Annotated in this window: 12 protein-coding genes and 1 pseudogene; 4 read left to right on the top strand and 9 right to left on the bottom strand. The window is 71.9% G+C overall.

The window, feature by feature from the left end:
* On the bottom strand, nucleotides 1-1,109 hold a 1,109-nt coding region (locus tag VNL12_RS18665; RefSeq protein WP_325596538.1), incomplete at its 3' end, for a hypothetical protein.
* 121 nt (nucleotides 1,110-1,230) lie between these two features.
* Between VNL12_RS18665 and VNL12_RS18660 the strand changes: the two genes are divergently transcribed.
* Nucleotides 1,231-1,806 carry a hypothetical protein gene (locus VNL12_RS18660; protein ID WP_325596536.1) on the top strand — a complete coding sequence of 192 codons (576 nt, stop codon included), beginning with the start codon at nucleotides 1,231-1,233 and terminating at the stop codon, nucleotides 1,804-1,806.
* A gap of 54 nt (nucleotides 1,807-1,860) precedes the next feature.
* Here VNL12_RS18660 and lipA read toward each other — a convergent pair whose 3' ends face one another.
* From lipA to lpdA, 4 genes and pseudogenes are all read right to left on the bottom strand, one after another.
* Complete coding sequence (gene lipA, locus VNL12_RS21320) at nucleotides 1,861-2,835, bottom strand: lipoyl synthase (RefSeq protein ID WP_414654935.1); 975 nt, start codon at nucleotides 2,833-2,835, stop codon at nucleotides 1,861-1,863.
* Between the two features lie 132 nt (nucleotides 2,836-2,967).
* Nucleotides 2,968-3,582 (bottom strand): annotated as a pseudogene (gene lipB / locus VNL12_RS21315) (lipoyl(octanoyl) transferase LipB); the annotation flags it as partial.
* Nucleotides 3,583-3,597: 15 nt separating this feature from the next.
* Nucleotides 3,598-5,187: a dihydrolipoamide acetyltransferase family protein gene (locus tag VNL12_RS18650; protein WP_325596532.1), complete on the bottom strand. Its 1,590-nt coding sequence runs from the start codon at nucleotides 5,185-5,187 to the stop codon at nucleotides 3,598-3,600.
* A gap of 37 nt (nucleotides 5,188-5,224) precedes the next feature.
* Complete coding sequence (gene lpdA / locus VNL12_RS18645) at nucleotides 5,225-6,703, bottom strand: dihydrolipoyl dehydrogenase (RefSeq protein WP_325596530.1); 1,479 nt, start codon at nucleotides 6,701-6,703, stop codon at nucleotides 5,225-5,227.
* A 281-nt stretch (nucleotides 6,704-6,984) separates the two neighbouring features.
* Here lpdA and VNL12_RS18640 point away from each other — a divergent pair, with 281 nt between their 5' ends.
* Entirely contained in the window at nucleotides 6,985-7,890 is a 906-nt protein-coding gene (locus tag VNL12_RS18640) for a TIGR01777 family oxidoreductase (protein ID WP_325596529.1), read from the top strand.
* An 82-nt stretch (nucleotides 7,891-7,972) separates the two neighbouring features.
* On the opposite strand, the gene VNL12_RS18635 is transcribed toward VNL12_RS18640, so the two are convergent.
* From VNL12_RS18635 to VNL12_RS18620, 4 genes are all read right to left on the bottom strand, one after another.
* Nucleotides 7,973-8,923 carry an arylsulfotransferase family protein gene (locus VNL12_RS18635; RefSeq protein ID WP_325596527.1) on the bottom strand — a complete coding sequence of 317 codons (951 nt, stop codon included), beginning with the start codon at nucleotides 8,921-8,923 and terminating at the stop codon, nucleotides 7,973-7,975.
* Between the two features lie 46 nt (nucleotides 8,924-8,969).
* A complete protein-coding gene (locus VNL12_RS18630; RefSeq protein ID WP_325596525.1) occupies nucleotides 8,970-9,749 on the bottom strand; it encodes an SDR family NAD(P)-dependent oxidoreductase in 780 nt (259 codons plus the stop codon).
* Nucleotides 9,750-9,866: 117 nt separating this feature from the next.
* Entirely contained in the window at nucleotides 9,867-10,277 is a 411-nt protein-coding gene (vapC, locus tag VNL12_RS18625; protein WP_325596523.1) for a type II toxin-antitoxin system VapC family toxin, read from the bottom strand.
* A complete protein-coding gene (locus VNL12_RS18620) occupies nucleotides 10,274-10,486 on the bottom strand; it encodes a type II toxin-antitoxin system VapB family antitoxin (RefSeq protein WP_325596521.1) in 213 nt (70 codons plus the stop codon). The genes vapC and VNL12_RS18620 overlap by 4 nt, the downstream gene beginning before the upstream one ends.
* Nucleotides 10,487-10,745: 259 nt before the next feature.
* Here VNL12_RS18620 and VNL12_RS18615 point away from each other — a divergent pair, with 259 nt between their 5' ends.
* Nucleotides 10,746-11,927, top strand: a complete 1,182-nt coding sequence (locus VNL12_RS18615) for an acyl-CoA dehydrogenase family protein (RefSeq protein WP_325596519.1) — start codon at nucleotides 10,746-10,748, stop codon at nucleotides 11,925-11,927.
* Nucleotides 11,928-11,939: 12 nt separating this feature from the next.
* Nucleotides 11,940-13,064, top strand: a complete 1,125-nt coding sequence (locus tag VNL12_RS18610; RefSeq protein ID WP_325596517.1) for an acyl-CoA dehydrogenase family protein — start codon at nucleotides 11,940-11,942, stop codon at nucleotides 13,062-13,064.
* Nucleotides 13,065-13,160 lie beyond the last annotated feature (96 nt).

The raw sequence follows: 13,160 nt of genomic DNA, 5'->3' as shown, positions 1-13,160 counted from the left end.
GCCGGGGTGAGGTCGAGCACCCGCCATCGTGGGTCGGCCTCGGCGAGAGCCCGACGGAGTCGCGCTGCGGCCTCGAGGTCGTCGGGGCCGAGCAGGGTGACGGTGCCTCCCGCTCCGCCGGCGCCGTTGACCTTCCACCCCTCGGTGCCGTTCGCCGCACCGATTCGGGCCACCGCCCTCGCCTCGTCGCTGACCAGGGCCGGGTGCAGCCGGGCTTGGGCCTCGGTGGCGGCGGTGAGCACCGCACCCCAGCCGGCCAGGTCGCCCTCGACCAGGCAGTCACGGGCCTCCGCCGCGAGGGTGCGCAGCTCGGTCAGCACCGAGCGGACCGCGGCGTCACCGGCCTCGGCCCGACCGATGACCGCCCGGTGCAGCTCGGAGCTGTCGTGGCCACCCCCGAGGTGCACCGTGAGCAGCCGACGACCCAGATCCGCGGCGGCCGGTGGCGGCACCTCGACCTCCGTGCGACGCCAGGTCGGGTACGGGTCGATCTCGACCCAGGAGATGCCCCCGTGGGCGGCGGCGACGTGGTCCTGCACCCCGCTCTCGCGCCCGGCACCCTCGGTCTCGATGCCATGGGCGACCCGCGCCGCGGCGTCGGGGTCGACGGGCCGCCCGGCCAGCGTCTCGAGGGCGGCGACGAGCGCCACCAGCACCGAGGCCGAGGTGCCCACCGACGAGCCCGGCGGAACCCCGGCCGTCACGGCGACCTCGAGCACCGCGGTGGACTGCGGTCCCATGGCCCCCTCGGGGAGCGAGGCGGCCCAGGAGAGCACCGCCCGGTCGAGGAGGCCGTGAGCGTCTGCTCCGTGGGTGGGGCTGGCGGTGGGCCGAGCGCCGAGCGCCAGGGTCCAGGTGGCGCCCAGATCCGGCGCCGCCATGCGCACCGCCGGGCCATGGTCGGTGCGCTCGACCAGCTGCGCCTCGACCCGGGCGCCGGGGCCCACCGCCACCGAGCACACCGCACCCCTCTCGGCGAACCAGGTGTCGGTCCAACCGCCCACATCGGCGACACGAACCGGTGCCGTCGCCACGACCCGTCGACCGGGTCGGAGCAGCCTGTCGGCCACCGGCTCGGCGCCGGGTCCGTCATCGTCCCGCGGCCACATCGGGCCAGCCTGACCCGGCGGTCTCCCTCACCGCCACCGCGGCCCTTCCCGCTGTCGCACCCCACTGCTACAGTGCCCGGTGCGCTTCCCCCGCTGATGACCCCCGCACCCGGAGGACCCCGTGTCCCTCAGCGAACGAAGCCGCTCGAGCCTGTACCTGGGCCTGAGCTCCGTGATCAACGACGAGGAGGCGGTCGACGAGATGCTCTCGCACTTCCCCGCCCGTGACCTCGACGAGCCCGTCACCCGGGACCACCTCCGCGCCGAGATGGCCGCCCTCGACAAGACGATGACCGAACGCTTCGCGGTGGTCGACAAGCGCATGACCGACGGCTTCGCCGCCGCCGACAAGAAGGTGACCGACGGTCTCGCCGCCGCCGACCAGCGGATGACCATCGGCTTCGCGGCGGCCGACAAGCGAGCGACCGACGACTTGGCCGCCACCGACACGAAGTTCTCCGCTCTCGAACAGAGGATGGCCCTCGGCTTCGCGGCGGCCGACAAGCGAGCGACCGACGACTTGGCCGCCACCGACACGAAGTTCGCCGCTCTCGAACAAAGGATGAGCGACCGCCACACCGCCCTCGAAGCGAAGACCAGCGGGGACCTCCGCAAGTGGTTCCTGGCCACCGTGCTCACCCTCGGCGGCGTGAACGGCGTTGCGACCGGGCTCATCCTCAGCCAGCTCGGTTCCTGACCTCGCCGCGTCGATCGCCGAGCGCCTGAGCGAGATCCCCGCAGCCGCCTCCGTTCAGCCGGGGCGGCCGACGGCGACGGGGGTATCGCGAACGGCGGAGGCCGACTGGCGGGCGTGGTAGCTCGATCGGGTGAGGGGGCTGGCCTCGACGTGGCCGATGCCCATGGCCTCACCGATCGCGGCGACCCGGGAGAGCTCGTCAGGGGTCCACCAGCGAACCACGGGCAGGTGGTGGGTGGTGGGGCGCAGGTACTGGCCGACGGTGACGATGTCGCAGCCGACGGCGGCTAGGTCGGCCAGGACCTCGACGACCTCGTCGTCGGTCTCGCCCAGGCCCACGATGAGGCTCGACTTGGTGACCAAGCCAACCTCCTTGGCCCGGGCCAGCACAGCCAGGCTGCGGGCGTAGGACGCCGAGGGGCGCACGGCCCGCTGCAGCCGGGCCACGGTCTCCATGTTGTGGTTCAACACGTCGGGCCGGGCGTCGAAGATCACGCCCAGGGCGTCGGGATCGCCCTTGCAGTCGGGGATCAGCACCTCGACCGCGGTGCCCGGCCGGCGGGCTCGCACGGCGCGGATGGTGGCCGCGAAGGCCGCGGCGCCGCCGTCACCGAGGTCGTCGCGAGCGACCGCGGTGACCACGGCGTGGGCCAGGTCCATGCGCAGAACCGCCTCGGCCACCCGCTCGGGCTCACCGGGGTCGAGGGCCTGGGGGTGGCGGGTGTCGACCAGGCAGAACCCGCAGGCCCGGGTGCAGCGCTCGCCGTTGATCATGAACGTGGCCGTGCCATCGGACCAGCACTCGAAGATGTTGGGGCAGCCGGCCTCCTCGCACACCGTCACCAGGTCGAGGTCGCGGAGCGTCCGCTTGAGCCGCCGGTAGTCGTCGGTGATCTTGAACCTGGCCCTCATCCAATCCGGCTTGCGGGCCGAGATCGACACGCTCTGGTCGACCCCGGCATCGGCCAACCGGCTCAACAGCCGCGCCGAGGTGCCCTCGGCGGCGGCGCCCTGGAGACCATCGGGCACCCGCTGGGCGTTCTCCCCCGGTCCCTCGCCCCGGCTGAAGGGGGAAAGGTCGGCGGCCGAGGTCCGCCACACCACATCGGCGCGGTCGACGCCACCGCTCCCCCACCGCTCGGCGGCCAGGCGGGCCACGATGTCGACCACCTCGGCCATGGTCACCGTCACGCCCTCGGCGGCGAGCGAGGTGACGGGCCGATCGGCAATGCCACACGGGACGATGGCCCGGAACATCTCCATGTCGGGGTCGACGTTGAGGGCGAAGCCGTGCATCGAGCGCCCCCGCGTGAGGCGCACGCCGACCGCGGCGATCTTGCGGGGCTCGAAGCCGTCGGGTTCGACCCACACCCCCGGGAACTCGGCCAGACGCCCGGCGGTGACGCCGAGGGTGGCGACGGCATCGATCACCAGCTGCTCGACCGAGGCCACGAAGGCCGGGGTGCCGGGCTTCGACCCCGGGCCGCCCGCCCCCGGCACGGTGAGGATCGGGTAGCCGACGAGCTGGCCCGGTCCGTGGTAGGTGACGTCGCCGCCCCGGTCGGCCCGCTCGAGCTCGGCGCCGACCTCGGCCGGCGGCACGAGGATGTGCTCCATGTCGGCCCGGATGCCGAGGGTGAACACCTTCGGGTGCTCGAGCAGCAGCAGGTGGTCGTGGCCGGGCGTGCGGTGCAGCCCCTGCTGCAGCGCCAGCGCATCGCGGTAGCGGACCCTGCCCAGCCACCGCACGTGCAACGGTGGCCGCTCGGCGAGCATCGGGGCCACCGCCATCTAGAGCTCGGCCTCCCAGTCCCGCTGGGCGAGGATGTCGACCACCCGGCGCAGGAACGCCGCCGCGTATGCGCCGTCGAAGGCACGGTGGTCCCAGCCCAGGGTGAGGTTGCCCATCGACCGGATGGCGATCGCCTCGTTGCCGGCCGAGTCGGTGACCACCACCGGGCGGCGCGTGACGCCCTCGGTCGAGAGGATCATCACCTGGGGCTGGTTGATGATCGGCAGCTGCAGCAGCGTGCCCGACGCACCGGCGTTGGTGATGGTGACGGTGCCGCCGCTGATGTCGTCGGCCGAGAGCTTGCGGGACCGGGCCCGGTCGGCCAGCTCGGCCACCCCCCGGGCGAGAGCCGGCAGGCGGAGGTCCTGGCTGCCGTGGATGACCGGCACGATGAGACCCTCGTAGCCGAGGTCGACGGCGTAGCCCACGTTGACGTCGTGGTGGACGATGAGCTCGCCCTCGCCCACGCTGGCGTTCATGTGGGGGAAGTCGACGACGGCATCGACGAGGGCCCGGGTGATGAACGGCAGGTACGTGAGGCTGACGCCGGCCTCGGCCCTGAAGCGCTCCTTGTGGGCCCGGCGCACCTTCTCGACCCCTTCGAGATCGACCTCCATGGCGGTGAAGGCGTGCGGCGAGGTCGCCTGTGAGCGCACCATGTGCTCACCGGTGCGCCGGCGGATGTTGTTGAACGGCACCGACGTGTCGCTATCACCGGCGGAGGACGGCGCCGAACGGGCCGGACCCTGGGTCGGGGCTGCGGCCGGGGCCTGGGCCGGCGCCTTCGACTGAGCCTTGGCTGCGGCGGGGGCCGGAGCCTCGGGTGGGGTGGCGGGCGGCGGCGCAGAGGGCTGCCCGGGAGCGGCCCGGCCCCCTTCGACCGCGGCGAGCACGTCACCCCGGGTGATGCGCCCACCGGCACCGGTGCCGGCGATCGACGACGGGTCGACGTCGTGCTCGGAGATCAGGCGCCGCACGACCGGTGAGAGCACGAGGCCCTCGGTGCCCGAGCCCGACGGTGCCCCGGACGGCGCCTCCTGCTGGGCGGCGGGGGCACCCTGCGGATCGCTGTCATCTGCCTCGGCGTCGGCCGACGGCGCGCTCTCGGCCGGCGCGCCCTCGGACGCGGTGGCCTCGGGCTCGGTGGCCTCGGGCTCGGTGGCGTCGGGCTCGGTGGCCTGGTCGATCTCCTCCTCGGCCTCGCGCTCCTTGGCCTCGGCCTCGGCGCCCGAGTCCTCCGCGTCGGCCTCGACGTCGGTCTCGGCCGAGGCCGGCGCCTGGTCATCCGCCCCGCCCGCCTCAGGCTCCTCGCCCCCGGCATCCTCGCCGCCGGACTCCTCCGCGGGGGCGGCGGCGCCGTCACCGACGATGGCCAGCACCGCGCCCACGTCGACGGTGTCGCCCTCCTCGGCCTTGATCTCCTGCAAGGTTCCGCTCACCGGCGAGGGGATCTCCGAGTCGACCTTGTCGGTCGAGACCTCGACGATGGCCTCGTCCTCGGTGATCTCGTCGCCGACCGACTTCAGCCACTTCGTGATCGTGCCCTCGGTGACGGTCTCGCCCAGCTGGGGCATCTGGATCTCGGCCATGGCGGTGGTCTCCTGGGGTATCTGCGGGGTGAGGCGCTCAGCCGTGCAGGCCGCGGCCGGTGAGGGACAGGACCGTCTCGCCGAAGTTCTCCGACAGCGACGGGTGGGGCTGGATGAACTGAGCGACCTCGTCGACGGTGGCCTCCCAGTTGACCGCCAGGTAGCCCTGGCCGAGCTGCTCGGTGACCCACGGCCCGGCCATGTGGACCCCGAGGATCTGGCCGCCGGTGCCGTTCGCCTGCTTCTCGGCGATGACCTTGACCATGCCTTCGGTCTCGCCCAGGATCAGCGCCCGGCCGTTGCCCATCCACCGGTGCTTCGAGACCACGACATCGTGGCCGGCGGCCTGCGCCGCCTCCTCGGTGAGGCCCACGAAGGCGACCTCGGGGTGGCAGTAGACGCACCACGGCACCCGGCCGTAGTCGACCGGCACGGCCTCTTCGCCCATGATCTGCTTGATCACCATGACCGACTCGGCGTAGGCGACGTGGGCCAGGCCGGGCGTGGCGATCAGGTCGCCGGTGGCGAACACGCCGTCGACGCCGGTGCGGCACCACTCGTCGACATCGACGAAGCCGCGATCGTCGACCTTCACGCCGGTGCCGTCGAGCCCGAGGGAGTCCGACAGCGGTCGGCGGCCCACCGAGACGACCACCCGGTCGGCCTCGACGGTGTCGCCGCCCTCGAGGCGCACGGTGATGGCGTCGTCGCCGGTCTCCTGGCCCTCGACCTTGACCCCTGTGCGGATCGTGATGCCGCGCTTCTCGAGGGCGCGGTGCACCAGCTTCACCACATCGGCGTCGACGCCGGGCAGGATGGCGGGCAGGGCCTCGAGCACCGTGACCTCGGCGCCGAGGTCGACGAGCATGGAGGCGAACTCGCAGCCGATGGCCCCGCCGCCGACCACGACGACCCGGCGCGGGACATGGTCGAGACCGAACACCTCGTCGGAGCTCAGCACCCGGTCGCTCACGTCGAAGCCGGGCAGGCCGCGCGGCACCGACCCCGACGCCAGCAGGACGTTGTGACCGGTGAGGGTGGTGGTCTCGCCGTCGGCCCCCGTGACGGTGACGGTGCGGTCGTCCCCGAGGGTGCCGGTGCCGTCGAGAACGGTGACCTTCCGGCTCTTCAACAGCCCGCCGAGGCCCTTCACCAGCTGATCGACGACAGACCACATGCGGTCGGTCGACGCCGAGAAGTCGAGGGTCACGTCGCCGCCCGCGCTGATGCCGAAGCGCCCCGCCTCGCTGACGGTGCGGGCCACCTCGGCGGTCTGGAGCAGCTCCTTGGCCGGGATGCAGCCCCGGTTCAGACACGTGCCGCCCAGGCGACGGTTCTCCACCACGGCCACGTCGAGCCCGGCCGCGGAGCCGTACAGGGCGGCCGCGTACCCACCGGGACCGCCACCGATGATGACGAGATCGTGCGTGTCGGCCGTGGGGACCACCTCCTCGGGGATGCCGCCGACTCTATCGAGGCCGACCTCGGGTCGTGACCGGCCTACGAGGCGTTTCAACCCCCGTCACCATGGGTCCACCGCGCCGCGGGATCAGCCCCGCGCCAGGACCACCTGGACGGCGAAGGCGACCAGGATCGCCATCCCGCACAGCAGGGCGGTGACGATCAGCCGGCGGGTGCTCATGGCCGCCCGACGCTAGCGCCCGACCCGGCTTCTCCTGTCGGCCGGGATCAGGGTCCGGGTCGGCCAGCGAGCTGGTCGCGGATCTCCCGCAGGAGGGTGACGAGGTGCCGGGCCTGATGTTGTTGACCCGTCAGGCCTGGGGTAGACGGTGACCCATGCGCATCGCGGTGACCGGATCCAGTGGCCTGATCGGATCGGCCCTCGTCCGGTCGCTGGAGGGCGACGGCCACGACCTCGTGCGCGTGGTGCGCTCGTCGCCCGGCCCCGGCGACGTCCGGTGGGACATCGACGCCGGGATCATCGACACCACCAACCTGGCCGGGGTCGACGCCGTCGTGCACCTCGCCGGTGAGGGCATCGCCGCCGGGCGCTGGACCGAGGACCACAAGCGCAAGGTGCTCGAGAGCCGCACCAAGGGCACCGCCCTGCTCTCCGAGGCCCTCGCCGCGCTCGACCGGCGCCCCGCCGCGCTGCTCTCGGGCTCGGCCATCGGCTACTACGGCGACCGCGACGACACCGAGCTCACCGAGGCCAGCCCGCCCGGCAACGGGTTCCTGCCCGAGGTCTGCCGGGCGTGGGAGGCGGCCACCGGCATGGCCGAGGCGGCCGACATCCGCGTCGCCCACCTGCGCACCGGCATCGTGCTCTCCCCCGCCGGCGGCGCGCTCGGCAAGCAGCTCCTGCCGTTCAAGCTCGGCCTCGGCGGCAGGGCCGGCGGCGGCGGGCAGTGGATGCCGTGGATCTCCCTCGACGACGAGGTGCGCGCCATCCGCTTCCTGCTCGAGGCCGACGTCGCCGGCCCCGTGAACCTCACCGCCCCCCGACCCGTCACCAACCGGGAGTTCACCCGCACCCTCGGCCGGGTGCTGGGCCGCCCGACGGTCATCCCCATCCCCAGCGCGGTGGCCAAGCTGCCCGCCGGCATCGGCCCGCTGGCCGACAACCTGCTCTTCTCCAGCGCCAAGGTCCTCCCGACCGTGCTGACCGCGGCCGGGTTCACCTTCGACCACACGGAGCTGGAGGGCGCGCTCCGCGACCTCCTCGACCGCCCCGCCGCCTGACCACCGCCGAACTTTGAGCGGTTGAGTGCGCCCGTGGCGCTCAACCGCTCAAAGTTCGGGGTCAACCGCTCAAGGTTCGCGGTCAGTCGGCGTACTGGCGGTCCATCCCGTCGCGGAACTGCAACGCCGAGTACTCACCGGGCAGCAGCGGAAGAGCCCGGTAGATGAAGCTGTGGATGGACAGCTCGAAGATGCGGCTGCCGTCGGCGCGGTTCTCGGTCATGTGGCGCGACATGCCCCAGCCGGTCACACGGTTGCCGCCGGGCAGCACCCGCGTCGATCCGCAGCACCCTGACGTGGGCGCGATGGCGTCACGGACGTCATCGACGAGCGTCGCTGTGTTGGCGCCGGTGTCGATGGCGTAGCTGATGCTGCGGGGCGCACGGCTGGGACCGAGCCCGAGGGTCCCGTTGTCATAGAGCGAGACGCTTCCATCGCCCAGCAGGCGCGCATCGTGTTGGCCGCTGAACCCGTTCAACCGGTCACCCACCAACCGCAGGCTCTCGGGCCGTCGCGTGCCGCCCAGCTTCCAGACGATGGCACCGGTGCGCTTGTCGATCTTGTAGACGGCATCGAGGTGGCGGAAGCTGATGATGAACCCGTCGCCGGTGTCCTCCACCGAGTTGTAGTGCCACGGGTCGGCGACCTCCGGGAAGGACGCGTCGGCGAACTGCTGCTCGCGCCAGACCTCAGGGGTCTCGCTGACGGGGATGTGCGCACTGGTGTCCCACTCCCAGACCACCACCCCCTCGGGCGTCAACTCCTGGAAGACGTGGTTGATGCAGGTCCGGGGGCCACTGACGCCCCAGCTCGTGAGGCGGCACGGGTCCTCCTGGGCGGTGGCCACCACGTAGTTGCCGTTCGGCAGCCGCAACACGTCGTGGAAGTCCGACGGCCCGCCGACGGTGTTGACGCTCCGCACTCGCTCACCGGCGAGGTTGAACTCGCTCATGCCGGTTCCTCTGGTCCGGAAGTCCATCGTGGCGAAGTTCCCGTTCGACAGCGGGGTGAACAGAACCCGCCGCCTTCTCAACCTGCGCCCGATGTGTCAAGCGCCACACCGCGGCGCCCTCAATGGCTCACTTGGGCTGCATCCGGATGCCTCCGTCGATCCGCACGTTCTCGGCGTTCAGGTAGCTGTTCGAGAGCAGCTCGAGGGCCAGCGACGCGAACTCCTCGGAGGTGCCGAGGCGCTTGGGGAACAGCACGCCGGCCTTGAGCTTGTCCTTGAACTGCTCGGAGGCCTCCCCGGTGCCGTAGATCGGGGTGTCGATCAGACCCGGGGCGATGCAGTTGACGCGAACCCCGACGGCCGAGAGGTCACGGGCGATGGGCAGGGTCATGCCGACCACGCCGCCCTTGGAGGCGGAGTAGGACGCTTGGCCGATCTGGCCGTCGAAGGCGGCGACCGACGCCACGTTCACGATGGCACCCCGCTCGCCGTGCTCGTCGACCGGATCGAGCTGGCTCATGGCCGTGGCCGCGATGCGGGTCATGTTGAACGTGCCGACCAGGTTGACCTCGAGGACCTTCTTGAAAACGTCGAGGTCGTGGGCCGAGCTGTACTCGCCGTCGCGACCGATGGTGCGGGTGGCCCAGCCGATGCCCGCCCCGTTCACCAGCGCGCGCAGCGGGCCGAGCTCCTTGGCCGCCTCGACCGCGGCGATGGCGTCGTCGGTGCTGGCCACGTCGGTCGGGGCGAACCGCCCACCGATGTCCTTGGCGACCGCCTCGCCCTTCTCGGCGTTCATGTCGGCCACGACGACCTTGGCCCCGCGCTCGGCGAGCAGCCGAGCCGTAGCCTCACCGAGGCCCGAGGCGCCTCCCGTGACGATTGCGCTGATCCCGTTGAGTTCCATGCGCCGCAATCTATTGACTGCACGGTCAAGGGTGCGAACGGCCAAGCCGCTCCGGCCCCCCGATCATCGTGCCGGCTCGTCGCGGTCCCGATGAACGAAGCTCCGGCGCCCGTCGCCTCAGCCGCTCAGCGATGCGTCGTCGATGGAGACCCCCTGGACCTCTGCGATCCGGAGCATGTCGGAGTCGCGCGCGAGGAGTCGGGCACCGTGGCGGCTGGCCACCGAGGCGATCATGCAGTCGACCAGGCCCCGGGGCGTGACACCGACCCGCCGGCAGCGGCGATAGATGCGCGCCGCGGCATCGAAGTCGGCGACGGCGTCGAAGCCGAGCCGCTCGAACCGCAGGAGCAGCCGGCGCAGGTCCGCCTCCCGCTCGTCGCTGCGGGCCCCGGCAACCACCTCCATGATGACGGGCTCGGTCACCGCCAACGCCCCGCCGGTGCCGATGAGCTCGGTGAGCCGCTGGTCGACGGGGCTGCCCGTGGCCCGGTCGTACTCCACCCATGCGGAGGTGTCGGCCAGTATCACGGGCGATCCGACGGCCCGACGTCCGCGGGCACCTCCCCGATCGCGTGCGCGCCCCGCATCGTGAGGGCCTCCTCATGGGTCATGGGCTGACCGGCGAGGTGGCGGAGAGCGAGGTCGACGGCCTCGGTCTTCGTGCGCACGCCGTGGCGCTCCATGATCGCTCGCAGGTAGGAGTCCTCGATCTCGATGTTCGTGCGCACGCGACCCATACACCAATCCTACACGCTCGATGCGAGCCTCTCGACTCCTGGGGCCAACTCGTTTGCCGATCAGCGGCAGTGAACGGCTTCGACACGTCCTCGCTCTTGAAGCTGCTGGTCGACGAGGACGATTCTCAGTTCGCCCCGAAGTGGCTGATCCACATGCGGTAGAACGCGTTCTCGGCCAACGCCCACGTCCAGCGAGCGGAGCGGGTAGAACCTGTTCTACGATGCCGGGGCGCCGACCCGTTCGCAGGGAGCTCGCCTGATGCACATCGCCTTCACCGACGACCAAGACGCCCTCCGCAAGGAGCTGCGCGGCTACTTCTCCGAGCTGATGACCCCCGACGTGCAGGAAGCCATGTCCTCGGGCGAGGGCGAGTACGGCGGGGGCGAGCTCTACAAGCGCCTCGTGCGCCAGATGGGCACCGACGGCTGGCTCGGCATCGGCTGGCCCACCGAGTACGGCGGCCAGAACCGCTCCATGATCGACCAGCTGATCTTCATGGACGAGGCCAGCCTGGTCGGGGCGCCGGTGCCCTTCCTCACCATCAACACGGTCGGCCCCACGCTCATGGAGTACGGCACCGACGCCCAGCGCACCGAGTTCCTGCCCAAGATCCTGAAGGGCGAGATGCACTTCTCGATCGGGTACTCCGAGCCCGGCGCCGGCACCGACCTGGCGTCGCTCAGCACCAGGGCCGTGCGCGACGGCGACGAGTACGTGATCAACGGCCAGAAGATGTGGACCAGCCTGATCCAGTACGCCGACTACGTCTGGCTGGCGGCCCGCACCGACCCCGAGGCCAAGAAGCACAAGGGCCTCTCCATGTTCCTCCTGAAGACCGACTCCCCCGGCTTCTCCTGGACCCCGGTCCCCACCGTCAGCGGCACCACCACCAGCGCGACCTTCTACTCCGATGTCCGGGTGCCGGCCGAGAACCTCGTCGGCGGCGAGAACAACGGCTGGAAGCTCATCACCAACCAGCTCAACCACGAGCGGGTCGCCCTGTGCTCGGCCGCCCCGGTGCAGAACATGCTCGCCGATGTGCGCCGCTGGGCCCACGACAACCACCTGCCCGACGGGCAGCGGGTGATCGACCAGGAGTGGGTGCAGGTCCACCTCGCCCGGGTCCACGCCAAGGTCGAGTTCCTCAAGCTCATCAACTGGAAGATCGCCTGGGGGGTGCGCAACGGCGTCGGCCCGCAAGACGCGTCGGCCACCAAGGTCTTCGGCACCGAGTTCGCCACCGAGGCCTACCGGATTCTCATGGAGGTCGTGGGCCAGGAGTCCACCATCGCGGCCAGGTCGCCAGGGTCGCTCCTGCGCAGCCGGCTCGAGCGCATGTACCGCTCGTCGCTGATCCTCACCTTCGGCGGCGGGACCAACGAGGTGCAGCGCGACATCATCGCCATGGTCGGCCTCGGCATGCCCCGGGCCCCCCGGTAAGGAGATACCCCCATGGACTTCGGACGTAGCGACGAGCAGGTCGAGATCGCGGGCCTGGCGGCGCGGATCCTCGAGGACAAGGTCACCGTCGGGCTGTTGCGCGACGTGGAGGCCGACGGCGAGCGCTTCGATCGGCCCCTGTGGGACGCCCTGGCCCAGGCCAACCTCCTCGGCGTGGCCCTCCCCACCGACCTGGGCGGTTCGGGGCTCGGCATCATCGAGCAGTGCCTGGTGCTCGAGCAGGTCGGCCGCACGGTGGCCCCCGTGCCCGTGCTGGCGTCGATCGTGATGGGCGCCATGCCCGTCGCCGCCTTCGGGTCCGACGAGCAGCGCGCCCGGTGGGTGCCGGCCGCGGCCGAGGGGCGGGCCATCCTCACCGCAGCGCTGGCCGAGCCGCTCAACCGGTGGCCCGAGCACCCGAGCACCGTCGCCGCGCGTGACGGCGAGGGGTGGCGCCTCGCCGGCGTGAAGACCTGCGTCCCCGCCGGGACCCTGGCCGACGCGATCCTGGTGCCGGCCTCGTTCACCGACGGCGGCGTGGGCACCTTCGTGGTCGAACCGGGCGCCGACGGTCTCACCATCGAGGCCCAGCGGGTCACCAACCGCGACATCGAGGCCCAGATCACCCTCGACGGCGTCTCCGTGGGGGCCGACGCGCTGCTGGCCACCCCCGAGCGGGGCGCCGAGGTCCTCCAGTGGATCGTCGAGCGGGCGACGGTCGGGCTCTGCGCGCAGGTGGCCGGCATCGTCGGGAAGGCACTGGAGATGACTGCGGCCTACACCAAGGAGCGGGTCCAGTTCGACCGGCCCATCGCCACCTTCCAGGCCGTCGGCCAGCGCGCCGCCGACGCCTACATCGACGTCGAGGCCACCCGCCTCGTGCTGTGGCAGGCGGCGTGGCGGCTCGCGGACGGCCTGCCCGCCTCGACCGAAGTCGAGGTGGCCAAGTACTGGGCCGCCGAGGCCGCCCACCGGGTCGGCCACACCGCGGTGCACCTCCACGGCGGCACCGGGGTCGACGTCGACCACCCGATCCACCGCTACTTCATCGCCGCCAAGGAACTCGAGTTCACCCTCGGCGGGGCCACCGACCAGCTGCTTCGCATCGGGGCCTCGCTCGCCGCCACCCGAGAGTGACGGGCCCGCACCGACGCCCACCGCTCATCCCGTACCGAACCACGCGACACCACGTCGCCACGCCGCAACCCGCTAGACCTGACGGGACGAGACCGC

Source organism: Iamia sp. (genome assembly GCF_035575815.1).
Classification (GTDB): Bacteria; Actinomycetota; Acidimicrobiia; order Acidimicrobiales; family Iamiaceae; genus Iamia.
The sequence above is the reverse complement of the archived record's forward strand: the minus strand, read 5'-3'. Positions and strand labels throughout refer to the sequence as shown.

Bases quoted from the DNA above. Each gene is read 5' to 3' on its own strand.
- VNL12_RS18650 (WP_325596532.1), bottom strand. From the start codon at position 5,187: ATGGCCGAGATCCAGATGCCCCAGCTGGGCGAGACCGTCACCGAGGGC.
- VNL12_RS18630 (WP_325596525.1), bottom strand. From the start codon at position 9,749: ATGGAACTCAACGGGATCAGCGCAATCGTCACGGGAGGCGCCTCGGGC.
- VNL12_RS18640 (WP_325596529.1), top strand. From the start codon at position 6,985: ATGCGCATCGCGGTGACCGGATCCAGTGGCCTGATCGGATCGGCCCTC.
- VNL12_RS18620 (WP_325596521.1), bottom strand. From the start codon at position 10,486: ATGGGTCGCGTGCGCACGAACATCGAGATCGAGGACTCCTACCTGCGA.
- VNL12_RS18615 (WP_325596519.1), top strand. From the start codon at position 10,746: ATGCACATCGCCTTCACCGACGACCAAGACGCCCTCCGCAAGGAGCTG.
- VNL12_RS18610 (WP_325596517.1), top strand. From the start codon at position 11,940: ATGGACTTCGGACGTAGCGACGAGCAGGTCGAGATCGCGGGCCTGGCG.